The 16,095-nt window shown below is 59.7% G+C and carries 14 protein-coding genes and 1 riboswitch; of the genes, 9 read left to right on the top strand and 5 right to left on the bottom strand.

Annotated features, from left to right (window positions below):
- Nucleotides 1-588 precede the first annotated feature (588 nt).
- Nucleotides 589-1,128, top strand: a complete 540-nt coding sequence (locus tag Q0K07_RS10895) for a methylated-DNA--[protein]-cysteine S-methyltransferase (protein WP_294559185.1) — start codon at nucleotides 589-591, stop codon at nucleotides 1,126-1,128.
- Between the two features lie 569 nt (nucleotides 1,129-1,697).
- Nucleotides 1,698-2,687: a diaminopimelate dehydrogenase gene (locus Q0K07_RS10890; protein ID WP_294559183.1), complete on the top strand. Its 990-nt coding sequence runs from the start codon at nucleotides 1,698-1,700 to the stop codon at nucleotides 2,685-2,687.
- Nucleotides 2,688-2,832: 145 nt separating this feature from the next.
- Here Q0K07_RS10890 and Q0K07_RS10885 read toward each other — a convergent pair whose 3' ends face one another.
- The 4 genes from Q0K07_RS10885 to Q0K07_RS10870 form a co-directional block, all read right to left on the bottom strand.
- Nucleotides 2,833-3,675 carry an amidohydrolase family protein gene (locus Q0K07_RS10885; RefSeq protein ID WP_294559181.1) on the bottom strand — a complete coding sequence of 281 codons (843 nt, stop codon included), beginning with the start codon at nucleotides 3,673-3,675 and terminating at the stop codon, nucleotides 2,833-2,835.
- An 83-nt stretch (nucleotides 3,676-3,758) separates the two neighbouring features.
- Nucleotides 3,759-5,144 (bottom strand): SLC13 family permease, encoded by a 1,386-nt coding sequence (locus Q0K07_RS10880; RefSeq protein ID WP_294559180.1) that lies wholly within the window; start codon nucleotides 5,142-5,144, stop codon nucleotides 3,759-3,761.
- Nucleotides 5,145-5,162: 18 nt separating this feature from the next.
- Nucleotides 5,163-5,993: an amidohydrolase family protein gene (locus Q0K07_RS10875; protein WP_294559177.1), complete on the bottom strand. Its 831-nt coding sequence runs from the start codon at nucleotides 5,991-5,993 to the stop codon at nucleotides 5,163-5,165.
- A gap of 103 nt (nucleotides 5,994-6,096) precedes the next feature.
- Nucleotides 6,097-7,557 (bottom strand): SLC13 family permease, encoded by a 1,461-nt coding sequence (locus tag Q0K07_RS10870; RefSeq protein ID WP_294559175.1) that lies wholly within the window; start codon nucleotides 7,555-7,557, stop codon nucleotides 6,097-6,099.
- A 152-nt stretch (nucleotides 7,558-7,709) separates the two neighbouring features.
- Between Q0K07_RS10870 and Q0K07_RS10865 the strand changes: the two genes are divergently transcribed.
- Together Q0K07_RS10865 and Q0K07_RS10860 are read left to right on the top strand one after the other, a co-directional pair.
- Nucleotides 7,710-8,663: a LysR family transcriptional regulator gene (locus tag Q0K07_RS10865; protein ID WP_294559173.1), complete on the top strand. Its 954-nt coding sequence runs from the start codon at nucleotides 7,710-7,712 to the stop codon at nucleotides 8,661-8,663.
- Between the two features lie 130 nt (nucleotides 8,664-8,793).
- Complete coding sequence (locus tag Q0K07_RS10860) at nucleotides 8,794-9,789, top strand: glycosyltransferase family 2 protein (protein WP_294559171.1); 996 nt, start codon at nucleotides 8,794-8,796, stop codon at nucleotides 9,787-9,789.
- 206 nt (nucleotides 9,790-9,995) lie between these two features.
- On the opposite strand, the gene ribB is transcribed toward Q0K07_RS10860, so the two are convergent.
- On the bottom strand, nucleotides 9,996-10,649 hold the full coding sequence (ribB, locus tag Q0K07_RS10855; RefSeq protein WP_294559169.1) for a 3,4-dihydroxy-2-butanone-4-phosphate synthase: 654 nt from the start codon (nucleotides 10,647-10,649) through the stop codon (nucleotides 9,996-9,998).
- A 92-nt stretch (nucleotides 10,650-10,741) separates the two neighbouring features.
- A riboswitch (FMN riboswitch) is annotated at nucleotides 10,742-10,886 on the bottom strand.
- 223 nt (nucleotides 10,887-11,109) lie between these two features.
- On the opposite strand from ribB, the gene tyrS reads away from it, so the two are divergent.
- From tyrS to Q0K07_RS10830, 5 genes are all read left to right on the top strand, one after another.
- On the top strand, nucleotides 11,110-12,309 hold the full coding sequence (gene tyrS / locus Q0K07_RS10850; protein ID WP_294559167.1) for a tyrosine--tRNA ligase: 1,200 nt from the start codon (nucleotides 11,110-11,112) through the stop codon (nucleotides 12,307-12,309).
- 7 nt (nucleotides 12,310-12,316) lie between these two features.
- Nucleotides 12,317-12,676, top strand: a complete 360-nt coding sequence (locus Q0K07_RS10845) for a hypothetical protein (RefSeq protein WP_294559165.1) — start codon at nucleotides 12,317-12,319, stop codon at nucleotides 12,674-12,676.
- A gap of 333 nt (nucleotides 12,677-13,009) precedes the next feature.
- Entirely contained in the window at nucleotides 13,010-13,942 is a 933-nt protein-coding gene (locus Q0K07_RS10840) for a J domain-containing protein (RefSeq protein WP_294559163.1), read from the top strand.
- A 28-nt stretch (nucleotides 13,943-13,970) separates the two neighbouring features.
- Nucleotides 13,971-14,279 carry a chaperone modulator CbpM gene (locus tag Q0K07_RS10835; protein WP_294559161.1) on the top strand — a complete coding sequence of 103 codons (309 nt, stop codon included), beginning with the start codon at nucleotides 13,971-13,973 and terminating at the stop codon, nucleotides 14,277-14,279.
- 148 nt (nucleotides 14,280-14,427) lie between these two features.
- Nucleotides 14,428-16,095, top strand: a 1,668-nt coding sequence (locus Q0K07_RS10830) for a Clp protease N-terminal domain-containing protein (protein WP_294559159.1), incomplete at its 3' end; no start/stop codon positions are given.

Genomic DNA, 16,095 nt, shown 5'->3' with positions numbered 1-16,095 from the left:
CTGGGGGCTTTCCTGCGGGGTGAAACTTTCTGCCGGAGGATACGGCCTGCCTATTTCCTGCCTGGGCGGAGTTTCCCGCCGCCTTTTTCAGCCCTATCTGCCGGTGAAGGCCTATTTCCTGCCTGGGCGGAGTTTCCCCCGGGATTTGAATATTTCTTCTGGAGCATTCTGCCGGACTTCGGCGCTCCCCCTGCCGGAGGCGTGATGCGAAAGGCCGGGAAAATCGCCTCCGCGTGGAGCAGGAAAAACGTGGTGCAGCGGCCCGCATTCGGCGAATCATGGGGATGCTGTTGTGGATGATGAGGGGAAGGAAAAAGCGTTCTCAACGCCAGGCATGGGGCGTGCAGGAGTGTTCCATAGGGACCGGCTGGAACAGACTTTCTTCTGTCCTTCATGATCTCTGAGCGAAGGTGCTTTTTCCTGCCTGTGCGTCGGGTAACGCAGTTTTCCTGCTTTGAGAGGGGGAGAACACACGACGCCCGCGGAAACGACGATCTCTCTTTAAAAGATGTGCGTTTTCCGTTTCCCTGTCCGGGGCTGGTCTCCCGGGAGAACTTGTGCCATGTTGCGGGAAAGAAGGAGCCTGTCATGTATTATACCATGTCCTGCCCCTCTCCTCTGGGAGAGCTGACGCTTGCCGGTGACGAAGAACATATTGTCGGCCTCTGGCTGGAGGGGCAGAAATATTTTGCAGCCACCTTGAAGGGAAAGCCGACGTGCCACAGGGAAACTCCCGTTCTGGCGCTGGCTCATGCCTGGCTGGAACGGTATTTTGCCGGAGAGCGTCCTTCCCCGTCGGAACTTCCTCTGGCGCCGGAGGGCAGTGCGTTTCGTCTTAAGGTATGGAAGGCACTCTGTGATATTCCTTACGGAGAAGTGACAACCTATGGGAATATAGCGGCCCGGCTTTCGGAGCAGGATGAGGGAAAAGCCTGTTCGCCGCGGGCCGTGGGCGGCGCGGTGGGGCATAATCCCGTTTCCATCATCATTCCCTGCCACCGGGTTGTGGGTACTGGGGGCAGCCTTACCGGATATGCCGGTGGGCTTGAACGAAAAATTCTGCTGCTGCAGCGGGAAGGGGTGGATGTGGCAAGGTTCCGCATCCCTGCCGCAGGCAGTGCCCTGTAGCGAGCCGTTTTTTCCGGCCGGGAAGGTTCCGGGTGCAGGTTCTTCAGATGTGCAGGCCTGTTCGGGCCTCCGGGAGAAGCTCTTTCCGGCAGGACGTTTTGCCGGATGATGTCCGGGGCCGGTTACGGGTGCGCTTCCTCCGTTTTCAGAACATACCGTTTCTGCGTGGCTTCGTCTTCCCGCCCGTGCCATGCGTGGAGGGCACAGGAAAGGCGCCCTTCAGAAAACAGGGATGTTTTTCGCCTCGTTGTCCGGCCTGCGCTTTTCAGCTTACGCTCAGGAAAGGTTCTTCAGCATGTAATTCATGCGCAGAACGGGCCGCTGCCTGCCGGTGAGGTTGTTTCGAGAAGAAAAAATCGGCTGTCGGCCGTTTTTCTGCGGAAATCATAAAAGGCAGACATGCGTGAGTGGCGAGAATACCAGTATATTTACAAAAATGTAATACAAATAACAGAAAAAATAAAACCTGGAAGCTATCTTTCCAAAAATGTCATTTTTCTTGACTTTCCGGGCCAATTTCGTATCTTTCTGAAAAAGTCAACGACAACTTCATCATGGAGTATTTTTTCATGTCCAAGATCAGAATCGGTATTGTGGGCTACGGCAACCTCGGCCGTGGCGTTGAACTGGCCGTTGCGGCCAATCCCGATCAGGAACTGGTGGCGGTGTTTTCCCGCCGCGACCCGTCCACGGTGAAGATCCTTACCCAGGGCGTTCCCGTATGTCCTCTGGCCGACGTGGCCGCATGGCAGGGCAAAATCGACGTCATGATTCTCTGCGGCGGCAGCGCCACCGATCTTCCCAAGCAGACGCCCGCTCTGGCCGCCATGTTCAACGTGGTGGACAGCTTCGACACCCATGCCAACATTCCCGCCCACTTTGCCGATGTGGACGAGGCTGCGCACAAGGCCGGTACCGTGGGTATCATTTCCGTGGGCTGGGACCCCGGCATGTTCTCTCTGAACCGTCTGTACGCCAACTGCATTCTGCCCAACGGGCATGACTACACCTTCTGGGGCCGCGGCGTGAGTCAGGGGCATTCCGATGCCATCCGCCGTGTGAAGGGCGTTCTGGACGCCCGCCAGTACACCGTGCCGGTTCCCGCCGCCATGGAAGCCGTGCGCAGCGGCAGCAATCCCGAACTGACCACCCGTCAGAAGCATACCCGTGAATGCTATGTGGTGGCCGCCGAAGGTGCGGACAAGGCCGCCATTGAGCATGAGATCAAGACCATGCCCAACTATTTCGACGAGTACGACACCACGGTGACCTTCATTACTCAGGAAGAACTGGACCGCGACCACAAGGGCATTCCTCACGGCGGCTTCGTCATCCGTACCGGCAACACCGGCGTGAACGGCGAAACCAAGCATGTTATTGAATATTCCCTGAAGCTTGGTTCCAACCCCGAGTTTACCTCCAGCGTGCTGGCGGCCTATGCCCGCGCCGCCTACCGTCTGGCTCAGAAGGGTGAAACGGGCGCAAAGACCGTGTTCGACATCGCCCCTGCGCTGCTTTCTCCCCGTGATGCGGCCGACCTGCGCGCCCATCTTCTCTGATAGCGCGTTTCCTCATCCGTAAAAAAACGCCCGTTGCCACATGGCAGCGGGCGTTTTTCTATGCGGGCGGCAGGTCCGTTCCGGCCTGTGCCGGAGGGGGTGACCCTGCTTTTTGGGAGTATTCAGGCCTTTTTCACGGCCGGCATCAGTTCAGGCCGAAGAAGCGCTCGGCGTTCTTGTACATGATGTTTTCCACCACTTCAGGACGCAGTTTTTCAAGGTACATGGCCACGGAGCTTTCCACATCCACGCAGGGATAGGCGGAACCGTAAAGGATCTTGTCGCGCAGCATGTAGTTTGCGGCTTCGATGTACGACTGGGCGCCCGCGGCGTGCAGGGCGTAGATGTCGGGGGAAAGGTAGACGTTGGGATGGCGGAAGGCCAGCCAGACCGAAGCTTCCACCCAGGGCCAGCAGGCATGGCAGAGGGCCATTTTCAGCCGGGGGAAGGCCGAAGCCACGTTGCCCGCATGGATGGGCCTGCAGAATTCATCCGTGGGGCCGTGGAAGCCGCCGAAGGAGATGAGCAGGGGAATGTTGTGGCTTTCGCAGAATTCATAGGTGGGGAAGAGCTTTTCGTCGTCGATCATCACACCGTGAAAGCCCGGTTCCATGAAGGCCGTGATGCAGGGGCCGTCCAGAATGTATTTCTGGAGCGTGGCCATGGTTTCGGGGCTGCTGTCGGGGTGTATGCCGCAGGCTCCCAGAAAGCGTCCGGGCCAGGTTTCGAGCAGTTTGACGAGTTCCTCATTCTCATAGCCCCGGGCGTTTTTGCGTATGGATACCACACCCGTCATGTCTCCGGCCCTGTCCATTTCCTCGAAGAGTTTTTCCATGGAGGCTTCACGCATGGAGTCGGAGAGGTTCATGCCGAAATTCTTATAGAATTTCTTGAGAGCGAAGGGATTTTCCTCTTCCATGTCAAACATGTTGCCCTTGCCCAGATAGGGCGCGAACGGAGGACGCAGACGTACATCGATAATTTTCATCACATACTCCTTGGAGAAGGTGGAAAGATCGGAAAAGGGAGCGCCTGCAGGCAGGGGGAAGTGCGGGCGCTCCCGGCAGGGGATCAGATGAGGCCCATGGCGTACCAGAACGGCAGCACGAGCACCCAGAACAGGGCCAGGGTAAGCCCCATTTTAATAAGGTTGTACTTCATGAAGTCCCGCATGGACATGACGCCGAAGCCGAACAGAACCAGCAGGTAGGCGTTTTCATAGGGGAAGAACACCATGTCGTTGGCAAAGAACGTGGCCATGAAGGGCAGCAGAGGGTAGGAGATGCCGAGTCCTGTTCCCAGTGCGGCGAGGGGGCCGGGGAACATGCCCTGCATGGCCGAGGGCGTCATGAGTATGTTCATGATGATGCCGAAAATGATGCACAGGAACAGGAACACGGGGATGGGGCAGCCCGTCAGCATGGGAGTGATGGATTTGCTGATGGCCGGTCCTATGCCCACGGCCGCGCCCACGCCGCCTATGCTCATGCACGAGGCGATGAAGACGATGAAGCCGAAGTTGACGGTGTCGAGGGATTTTTTCCTGGTCGCCACCTCAATGCCGGGCAGGAAGAACAGCATGGGGATGATGATGAAGCCGTAGTTCATGTCGAGCTTGTGCCAGGGCTGGGCGATGATGTAGGCAAAAAGCAGGACGGTAAGGACGATGGCTTTTTTTTCCTTTGCCGTCAGCCTGCCGAGTCTGGCATATTCCTCTTCAAAATACTGCGCGCCGCCCTTGAGGAAGGGAGAGGGCTTGTAGATTTTGTAAAGGACATAGACAATGATGAACTGTATGACGATGAGCGGCAGGTTGTAGACGGTGAGCGTCCACCAGCTCATGGAGAAGTCCTTGACGACCATCTGCACGCCGCCGCCCCACAGTCCCACGGTGACGGGGCTGTAAATGAAGTTGAGCGCAGCGGTGGAAACGATCTGGGCCACGACCATGATGAGTATGCCCTCACTGGTGTGTTCCAGTTTCAGCGCCTTGACCACGCCGTAACAGAGAACGATGGTGACCATCCAGCCGTTGGTGAAGGAAACCAGCATGACGAGGAGCCCTGCCACCATGAGCGCCATGAGAAGCTTGAGCAGGCTGCCCTGACATTTGGTTCCCGCCCAGAGCACGATGCGGTTGAGAAGGCCGCTTTCGTCCAGCGCATTGGCGAAGATCATGCCGCCCACGATCATGAACATCATGAAGTTGCCGGACCAGATACCCAGAGCCGTGGCGGTGGGAACCGTTCCGGTGATGACATAGGCCACGGGGAGCAGAAGGCCCACCAGCATGTTGGGCAGAAGCTCGAAGGCCGCAAGCAGAATGACGAATATGGTGGAGACCAGAAATTCCCTCATGGGAGCGGGGAAGGTTTCACTTGCCGGAATGAGCTGTATTCCGAGGGGAAGCAGAATGGTGACGAGCCATTTCATCCAGGTAAAGACGGCGGTATTCATGACATCCTCGAAATACGGTTATATGTTCAGAAAACGTGCGGCGTTTTCGCCCATGACAAGGGGACGCACCTCTTCGCGCAGCTGGCTGAGGTAGCCTTCCTTCGCACCCTTGAGCGGCATGATGGGGTAGGCGGAGGAGAAGATGATCCGTTCGCGCAGCAGGTAGTTTGCGGCCATGGCGTAATCGGCCATGCCCGGGGAACGGAGCATGTAGAAATCCGGGGCGAGGTAGACGTTGCGGCGGTTCAGCGCAATCTGGCACACTTCCGTCACATAGGGCCAGCCGCCGTGCATGAGGGCGATGTTCAGGCGGGGGAAGGCGGCGGCCACATCGTCGATGAGTTCCGGGGCATAATAGCGCAGGGAACGGGTCATGATGCCGCCGAAGGTGAACACCACGGGAATATCTTTTTCCTGGCAGTAGTCGTAGAGCGGGAAGGCCCAGGCGGCGTTGACGAACCAGGGCGTCTTGTCCTGTCCCGGTTCCATGACGATGCCGGTGCAGGTTCCGTTCACCACGAAGCGTTCCGTTTCCGCAAGGGCCTTTTCCATGTCCTGCACGTCGATGCCGGCAAGACCGATGAGTCTGTCCGGGTATTGCGCGATGAGCGCTTCAAGGTCTTCGTTGCGTCCGTCCGTGGCCTTGCGCACGGGAACGACCATCTTGTCGATGCCCGCTTCATCGGCTTCACTGAGGAGCAGGGGCATGGAGTACTGAAGTGCGGAAGGCGAAACGGGCGCATCCACGCGGAGCATGCTTTCGCTGTTCAGGTGCTCAAGGCAGGCCCCGGTGAAGAAACTGTCCCTGTAGGCCTCGAACGGGGCGCGGACTCTGAAATCTATGATCATGAAAACTCCTTTATGGTTTGCAGAGGGAAAAACGGCGCTGATGTGCCGGGTATCCGCTTCTTCGTTGCGGCGGGCGCATGACAAAGCAGGCGGAAGAGAGAAGCTAGAGCCCCACGAAGACCGAGACCAGGGGAAGCCCGAGCCCGATCATGCAGATGATGGCCGTGATGCAGCCGCAGATGCCGGCCCGGAAGGCGCGGGCTATGCCCACCCATTCCCCGTTGGCAAAGGAGAGTGCGCCCACGGTGGAGGCGGCGGGAGTGGCGTACGCCGCGCCTGCGGCAAGGAACATGAGAATGGAGAAGCCCACGGGGTTGAGTCCTGCGCTCTGGCTGAGATTCCATATCAGCGGAACGGCGATGAGCACGATGGTCACGTTATGGGTGAACTGCGTCATGATGTTGATGAAGATCATGAAGCCGGTCAGGAACAGGAGGATGTTGCCTCCTGCGGCGAAACTGTGGAGAATGTCGCCAAGCGCCTTACTCAGGCCCGCGCCGTCGCAGCTCAGAGCTGCGGAAACGGGAATGGAGGCGGCGAGCATCCAGATGACGTTCCAGTTGATTCCCGAGGAGCAGGTGTGGAAGTCGAAGACGGGCCTGCCTTCCACGCGCAGGAAGGAGAGCACACCGAGAATGGCCACCATGGCCACCACCATGTTGAACTTGCCGAAGAAGACTGCGATGGCGGAGCCGGCGGGAAGCACGTTGGGCAGGAACATGAGAAGCAGGAAAATCACAAGGGCGGTGGCGGCGATGCGCTGTTCGCGTCCTGCATGAATCTGTGCTTCAAGAGTGTCGAGATAGTCCCGGGTAAGGTTGGCGAGGCGGGAGATGTCGGGCCGGAACACAAAGCGGATGACGAGGGTGTAGAGCAGAAGGGTAGCGATGCACACCGGCATGGCAATGGCGATGACCGTGATGTTGCTGATGACGGCGCTGCCCCCGGAAACGTCGGAGAGGGCGCTGATGCCCATGAGGTTCTGACCGGCCCAGGGCTTGCAGGCAAAAGACAGCACGCCCGCCATGTAGACGCCCGCCAGAAGGTAGGCGGGATAGTCTTCCCCTTTCTCCATGCCGATGTCGTGGAACATGGAGTAGAGTATGCCCGCAATGAGGAAGGCCGCGGGGACGCCGTCCACGAGGAAGCCGATGATGAGCGTGCCCACCAGCACTCCTGCGGTGAACACCCACGGATGTCCGGCGAAGACACGGCGGCTCAGGCACCATTTGGCCATGATGTCGTTGATGCCGCTTTTATCGCAGTAGGTGGTGAAGGCCAGCACGAAGATGGTGAACAGCACCGCGGGGTGACTGAAGGCGGAACCTATGATCTTGCCCGGATCGGCATAGCCCGTGAATCCGAGGGCGACCAGGCAGAGCATGCTGGGCCAGGCGAAGCCGATGAACGTCCACCCGTAGAGCATGCCCAGAAAGACGCCGAGTATGTTCATGCCCATGGGCGTGATGCCGAGGGGCGGCAGAAATCCCGTGCCGAACGTGAGAAGGAAGAAGATGACGACGTGCAGGATATGCCTGCTGTCCGGGGCTGAAGACTGTTTCATGACGGCTTCTCCTGTTGGAATCGGATACGGAGCCCGTGAGGCGGGTACTCCGTTCATGATATCTGCATACAGGAGAGTGCCCCTTGAGTATATTTTCTTTTTTTTATAGCTTGGTTATAACATTTTTTATAACCGTTCCGGCCGAGGTGGTCATGCGTTTGGAGCAGCTCCAGTATTTCGTTCATGTGGTGGAAGCGCATTCGTTCAACAAGGCGGCGCAGAAGCTCAATATCACGCAGCCCGCGCTGACCAATTCCATCCGTGCGCTGGAAGAGGAACTCGGGCTGCAGCTTCTGGTGCGCAGCCGCAGGGGCTGTGTGCCCACGTCCTGGGGACTCCATATCTATGAGGACTGCAAGAGCCTCTTGGGAGAGCTTGCGGCGAAGATGGCTTCCTGGAAGGCGGCCGGTACAGGAAAGGGTGCCCCCGTGCTTGTTCCCGTGGTGGCCATTCCCTCGGCCTGCAATTATCTTTCGGAGCATGTCTTTTCCCGCATCAGGAGCGAGCTTCCCCGGGTGGACATCGTGCTGCATGAAGCCACGGTCTATGATCTTTATTCGTTTCTTCAGCAGGGGACGGCGCATATCGGTGTCACCGCCTTTTCGGAAGGGGAGGCGGAAAAGCTCATCGCCCAGTACCGCGACATGGGCTTCAACAGCGAACCGCTCATGGAGGATGAGTACTATGTTTTTCTGTCCACGAGCCATCCGCTGGCTTCGAAAGCATGCCTGAGCATGGAGGACTGCGCCTCGCTCTCTCTGGCCACCTATTCCAACCAGGTGCTGAAGCGCAATCAGCTCTTTCAGAAAAAAGTGTTCGATGTCATAGGGATAAAGCAGTATCTTTATGTCAACAGCAGGGAAAACATCATGCAGATGGTGGCGCAGAACAAGGCGGCCGGCTGTTTTCTGCACAAAATGTCCGCCTACAGCTGGTACATCACCAACGGGCTCATCCGGGCGCTTCCCGTGGAAGGGGTGCACCTCATGCCTTCGTGCCATTACCTTATTTCCATGGAAAGCGGGGGACTCAGCCCGGAGGAGCGGCAGGTGGCGGACTTCATCCGCAAGCGGTATGTCGGGGAGGGAAAGGCCGTCCGGCCTTGACGGAAAAGGGGCCTGCGGGCCATATCTGGAAATGAGATGTCTTGGCCGGGGTGCCCTGTCTTTGTTACGGGCGTTCCCGTGCTTTCCCGGAGCGGAGAAGCGCCCGGCTGTTATCTGAGAGGAGCGCATCATGGAACATACGGAAGTCGGCGTCATCATTCTGACGTACAATGACTGGAAAAATACGCTGGCCTGTCTTGAATGCGTACATGCGCAAAGCGGCCTGCCGCGCCGCATCGTGGTGTGCGACAACGGTTCTGAGAATGAAGTGGCCGACCGCATTCTGGAAGGATGGAGCGCTCTTGCCGAAAAGGCGGGGCTTTCCGCCCCGGTGGAAGTGTACGGCTCCGACTCCTCTCCCGCCCCTCTGGTGCTTCTGCGCAGTGAAGATCCCGAGAGCATAGGCGGCGCCATGAACGCGGGCATGCGTTTTCTTCTGTACGACAGGGACTGCCATGCCTTCTGGCTCCTGCGCAACGACGCGCGGCCGGAATCCTTTGCCCTGGCGGCGCTTCTGCGTCATCTGGAGGACGACGATCTCAAGCTGCCCATAGGCATGGTGGGTTCCACGCAGCTCGTCAAGGATTCCGACGTGCTGGAATGCGCCGCCGGAGGGCGCTGGAGCCGCTGGACCGGGGATCAGATTCCCCTGGACAAGGGGCTGGAGCGCCACGGCCTTTCCGACAGAAAGGATATTGCGGCAAAGCTGGACTATGTGTCCGACGCCTCCTGCCTCATCACCCGGGCCATGGTCGAGGACATAGGGCTTTTCGACGAGCGTTTCAGCGGCTTCTATGAAGATGTGGAATACGGCCTGCGCGCCAGAAAGGCCGGATACGCGCTGAACTGGGCGCCGGGGGCCCTTGTGCGGCGCATGGACTGTTCCACCGCCGGACTGACGCCGTTTCTGAGCGTTACCGACGATCCGGAACTCACCCCCCGCGACGACATGAACTTCATCCGGGCGCGTTTTTATCTGCTCAGGCGTGCGCACCCCTTTGCACTTCCCTTCATGCTGCTGATGCTTCCTTTTTCCTGGCGCACGTTCCGTTCCCGCAGGGGGCGCTTCTTCATGGTTCTGTGCGCCGCGCTGGACGGTGCGGCGGGCCGCATGAAGGAGCGGTAAAAGGGCAGGTCGCCGGCTTTCCTGCAGAAAGGGCATGGTGCCCGGGAAACGTATAACACCCGGGCAGGGCGGCCGCGCTTGTCATGGTTCTCAGGAGGCCCGCAGGGTGGAACCATGGAAGGCCTCCGCGGGCAGAGCTTTCCTGATGTTCAGGCATGAAAAAAGGCCCCGCTTCCTGAGAAGCGGGGCCTTTTGTATGGTCGGGATCAGTTCCTGCCTTCCATGGCCATGCGGTACTGGGCCACGTCATCCACCGTGGCGAGAGGCATGTTGTGGGCGCGGGCGAATTCGGCAACTTCCGGCAGGCGGGCCATGGTGCCGTTTTCCAGCGTAAGTTCGCAGAGCACGCCGGCGGGGGCAAAGCCCGCCATGCGGCACAGGTCCACCGTCACTTCCGTATGGCCACGGCGTTCAAGAACACCGTTGGGTTTCGCACGCAGGGGGAAGACATGGCCGGGACGGTGCAGGTCTTCGGGCTTCGCATCCGGGGCGATGGCGGCCTTCACGGTGGTCACTCTGTCGGCGGCGGAAACGCCGGTGGTCACGCCGCTGGCGGCCTCGATGGTCACGGTGAAGGCGGTGTGGTTCTTGTTGGTATTGTTCTGCACCATGGGGGGCAGATCGAGGGCGTTGGCCTTTTCGTCGGTGAGGCACAGGCACACAATGCCGCTGCATTCGCGGATGAGCAGGGCCATCTGCGCGGGCGTGAGGGTTTCGGCGGCGTAGATGAGGTCGCCTTCGTTTTCGCGGTCTTCATCGTCCACGATGAGCACGCCGTTGCCGGCCTTGAGGGAAGCGATGGCGCGTTCCACACGTTCGCGGGGAGAACCGAAGGATTCAAGAATGGAGAGCTGACGCATGACAAACTCCTTTGGGAGAATATCCGGCATCAGGGCGGCATAAGGCACTGGGAGAGAGCAGAGGGGGAACGCCCCCGGAAGGGAGGCCTGCGATCCTTTCTCTTTCGTCCGGACTGTTACCGTCGGCCCCGGAATTTCACCGGATCTGCGGCTCTTCCCATGAAGCGCCGCCCGCGGGCTTCCGGCAGAAGCCGGATCACCGCCGGTGGGGACTTTCACCCCGCCCTGAGAAATATGACTTAGTTTTAATAGGTTCGGCCGCTCTGTCAAGAGCCTGCGAAAAATTTTTACGGGAAAAACGACACGTTCGGTCCCTTCGGCGGGCGGTGAGGGAAAGGGCGGCACGCGCCGTTGACAGAGCCGCCCAAGCCTGCGACAATGCCTGCCTGCCCGCGACCCGGCTCCGTCCGGCGGGGCATAACATCTATCATTCAGCGCCGCTACCGGCAGGAGCAATACAGTGATGACCATTGACGAACAGGTGAAGATCATACGTCGCGGCATTGTGGACCTTGTGAGCGAGGAAGACCTCCGCAAGAAACTGGCCCGCGACAAGCCCTTGAACATCAAGGTCGGTTTCGACCCCACCGCCCCCGACCTGCACCTCGGACATACCGTGGTCATCCATAAGATGCGCCAGTTCCAGGAACTCGGGCACAACGTCACCTTCCTCATCGGCGATTTCACCGGCCGCATCGGCGACCCTTCGGGCAAGTCCAAGACCCGTCCTCCGCTCACCGAGGAGGAAGTGAAGACCAATGCCGAGACCTACAAGGAACAGGTCTTCAAGATTCTTGATCCGGAAAAGACCACCGTGGGCTTCAACTCCGAATGGGGCGACAAGCTCACCCCCGCCGAATTTCTGCGCCTCATGTCCAGCTGCACCGTGGCGCGCATGATGGAACGCGACGATTTCGCCAAGCGCTACCGCGAAAACTCGCCCATCGCCATCCATGAATTCATGTATCCTCTGCTTCAGGCCTATGACTCCGTCATGCTGCATACCGATGTGGAAATGGGCGGCACCGACCAGATTTTCAACCTGCTCATGGGCCGCACCCTTCAGAGTCACTACGGCATGGAGGCTCAGTGCGCGCTGACCATGCCTCTGCTGGTGGGGCTGGACGGCGAGCGCAAGATGTCCAAGTCCTACGGCAACTACATAGGCGTGATGGAATCGCCTTCCGATCAGTTCGGCAAGGCCATGTCCATTTCCGACGACCTCATGTGGAACTGGTACGAGCTCATTTCCGTGAAGTCGCTGGAGGAAATTGCCGACATGAAGGCCCGCGTGCAGGCCGGTTCCCTCCATCCCAAGCTGGTGAAGGAAGAGCTTGCCATGGAAATCGTGGCCCGCTACCACGGCGAGGAAGCCGCTGCGGCCGCGCGCGAGGGCTTCAACAACGTGTTCAGAAAGGGCGGCATTCCTGAAGACGCCATCACCTGGAGCGTGAACTCTGCGGAAGACGACTGCTCGCCCGTGGCCATTCTTGCCGCCACCGGCCTTGTGCCTTCCCGCGGCGAGGCCAAGCGCAAGATTGCGGCCGGTTCCCTCAAGGTGAACGGCGAAAAGCTGACCGACGGCCTCACCGCGCTGCCCGCCGGCGAATATACCCTCAAGTACGGCAAGAAGGGCTTTGTGGTCCTTACCGTGAAGTAGGCCCGGCATGCTGGACATCAAGCCCCAACCCTTCGGCCGCTGTGCCGAAACGCGCTGCCCGGGCCGCTGCCCCTACCGCGATCCTGAGCTCATGACGGCCGGGGGCCGCGCCGCGCTGCTCGACGGAGTGCGCCCTGCGGAGGGAGAGCCCTGGCCCGCAAAGGTGGTGCATGTGCTGTGTCAGCCGGAAGAGACCGAGGTGGACGTGCCCCGCGTCAAGGCCAAGAACGTGGGCATTCTGCTCCGGACGCTGGGCCTCCGTCAGGGGACGGCCATTGTCGCCTGCGGCGATACGCTGCTGACGCCCGACACCCCGCTTTATCCCGGCCAGCATGTGCTGGTGAGAACGGTGATGAGCAGCGGCTAGCCTTTTTTCAAGACTTTCCTTCGGCCCGGCCGTGCGCAGATGACGCACGGCCGGGCCTTTTGTATGAAAAAGCCCGGAGCATGCCACAGGCAGGGAATGTTTCCGCCCGCGGTATGCTCCGTTTTTTTATCATTGTTTCCCCGGGAAAAAACGTGTCCTTTTTTAAGGAGCCATGCCGCACGGACTTTGGAGGAAGCGCCCGGGCCGGAAAGAGGGGCGGGGGAAGTTTTTGTTTTCCTGCTGAAATCAGGAACGATTCCCCCTTGACTGCCGGAAGGGCATGCTTATTTCAATGTCGATGCAGCACCAGTATGCATCACAGGAGAACATGATATGGGTGTGGCTTACAAGGATTATTACAAGTTGCTGGGCGTTGAGCGCTCGGCATCCAAAGAAGAGATCGCCAAGGCGTATAAGAAGCTCGCCCGCAAGTATCATCCCGACCTGAACCCCGGCGACAAGAGCGCCGAGGAAAAGTTCAAGGACATCAATGAAGCCTACGAGGTGCTCAAGGACGACGAAAAGCGCCGCATGTATGATCAGCTCGGCCCCAACTGGAAGGACGGCCAGCAGTTCACCGGCGGCCCCGGCTTTGAGAACTTCAACTTCAATTTCAACGGAACGCAGGGCGGCTTCAGCGGCATGAACAGCGACTTCTTCGAGGCGCTGTTCGGTCAGATGGGGCGCGGCGGCTTCGGCGGACGGGCGGAGAGCGATCCCTTTTCTTCGTTCGGCGGCAGTTACGGCAGGCGTTCCCGTCGCGGTTCCGACGTGGAGGCTGAAATCGAGATTTCCCTCGAAGATGCGCGCAGAGGCGGCACCAAACAGGTGACGCTGTCGAGCGGCGGCTCTTCGAGCAACCTTCAGATCACCATCCCCGCCGGCATACGCGACGGCGGCAAGCTCCGCCTGCGCGGCAAGGGCAACCCCGGCGACCCCGCCGGAGATCTGTACCTCACCGTGCGCTACGCAAAGCACCCCGTGTTCCGGGTGGACGGGCTGGATGTTACCTGCGACGTGACCCTGCAGCCCTGGGAAGCCGTGTTCGGCGCGAAGAAGCGCGTGCCTACGCTGGACGGCGAGGTGGAAATGAACATTCCCGCCGGTTCCTCCAGCGGGCGCAAGCTCCGCATACGCGGGCGCGGCCTTGGCCCGGCTTCGGGCCGTGGCGATGAATATGTGAATATCGCCATCAGTGTTCCGAAACCGGATGACCTGAACGAAGAGCAGCTGAAACTGTGGAAGGCTCTTGCCGGGCGGAAGTAGGCTCTGAGAGTGATATTCGAGGTGGGATATGGCGATTGAAACGATAACCGCGTGCTCTCCCGCAGCCTCGGCGCTGATCGCCTGGGCCGAATTTCTGGAACAGACGGGCACGCCCGAGGAACGTGTCAGGGAACTCATGGAGCTTGGCTGGCTGGAACCGGCTGGCCGTGCGACCCATGCCGTATTGTTCCGCCGTTCCGACGTGTACCGTACCAGAAAACTGACGCGCCTTTGCGAGGACTTCGAGATGCCCTGCGTGGCGGGTACCATCATTGTCGACCTTCTGGACCGCATCGCAAGCCTGGAAACGCGCCTGCGTGAACTGGAAAGAAGGTAGCTTCGGCCGCAAGGCCCCGTTCCGGGAGGTTCCCGGATTTCATCATGATTCTGATTTTCGCACGGCGCAGGCGTTACTGCGCCGATTTCTGAAGTGCGGGCTGTGAACGGCAGAACATGCCGCCGCCGCTCCGCAGGGAGGATATGTTATGGATATGAACAAACTGACCATGAAGGCGCAGGAAGCTCTGGGCGAAGCTCAGAATCTTGCCCTCGTGCGTAATCATCAGGAAGTGGACGTCGAGCACCTGGCGCTCGCCCTTCTCAGGCAGAAGGACGGCCTTGTTCCCGGCATCGTGAGCCGCATGGGCGTAAGGCCCGAAGTGGTGGCTGCGGAGCTGGAACAGGCGCTGGACAAAAAGCCCTCCGTCACCGGCTCCGGCGTGGAGCAGCAGACCATACGCATTACCCAGCGCCTGGCCCGCGCTCTGGCCCAGTCGGAAGAGCTGGCCCGCCGCCTGAAGGATGAATACATCAGCGTGGAGCACATCTTCGCGCAGCTTGTGGATGCGGGCGGAGCCATGGGCGATATCTGCCGCAGGAACGGTATGGATCAGGAGAAGTTCCTGCGTGCCACCGCCGAAGTGCGCGGCGGCCAGCGGGTGACCTCCGCCAGCCCCGAAGATACCTATGAGGCGCTTTCCAAGTACGGACGCGACCTTGTGGAGGATGCGGGCAAGGGCAAGCTCGACCCCGTCATCGGCAGGGATCAGGAAATCCGCCGTACCATCCGCATTCTGTCCCGTCGTACCAAGAACAACCCCGTGCTCATCGGTGAGGCGGGCGTGGGCAAGACGGCCATTGTGGAAGGTCTGGCCCACCGTATCGTGAAGGGCGACGTGCCCGAGGGGCTCAGGAACAAGAAGCTCATCGCCCTGGATATGGGCGCGCTCATTGCAGGCGCGAAGTACCGCGGCGAGTTCGAGGAACGCCTGAAGGCCGTGCTGAACGAAGTGCAGAAGGCCGAGGGGCGCATCATCCTGTTCATTGATGAGCTGCATACCATTGTGGGTGCGGGCAAGACCGACGGCGCCATGGACGCGAGCAACCTGCTCAAGCCCATGCTGGCCAGAGGCGAGCTGCACTGCATAGGTGCGACCACCATTGATGAATACCGCAAGTACATTGAAAAGGATCCGGCTCTGGAACGCCGTTTCCAGCCCGTGCTTGTGGAGGAGCCCAATACCGAGGACGCCATTTCCATCCTGCGCGGCCTCAAGGAACGCTTTGAGGTGCATCACGGCGTGCGCATCAGCGACTCCGCCATCGTGGAGTCGGTGATTCTTTCGCAGCGCTACATTTCCGACAGGCAGCTGCCGGATAAGGCCATCGACATCATTGATGAAGCGGCGGCCATGATCCGTACGGAAATAGATTCCCTGCCTTCGGAACTGGATGAGATCAACCGCAAGGTCATGCAGCTTGAGATAGAGCGCGAGGCCCTGCGTCGGGAAACCGACGATGCCTCCCGCGAACGGCTCCAGAAGCTGGAAAGCGAACTTGCCGATCTGCGCGGCACGCAGGCAACCCTGCGTACCCGCTGGGAAGCGGAAAAGAGCGCCATTGAAGGCGTGCGCGGCCTCAAGGAAAAGATAGAGCAGACCCGCCATCAGATTGAGGAGGCGGAACGCTCCTACGACCTTGCCAAGGCTTCGCAGCTCAAGTATGCCACGCTCCCCGAGCTTGAGAAGAAGCTGAAGGAAACCGAGGAAAAGGCCGCCGCCGTGAGCGACGGCAAGGAAAACCGCCTGCTGCGCGAGGACGTGGGGCCCGACGACGTGGCCGACATCGTGGCGCGCTGGACGGGTATTCCGGTC

The sequence above is a fragment of the uncultured Mailhella sp. genome (assembly GCF_944324615.1).
Classification (GTDB): Bacteria; Desulfobacterota; Desulfovibrionia; order Desulfovibrionales; family Desulfovibrionaceae; genus Mailhella.
The sequence above is the reverse complement of the archived record's forward strand: the minus strand, read 5'-3'. Positions and strand labels throughout refer to the sequence as shown.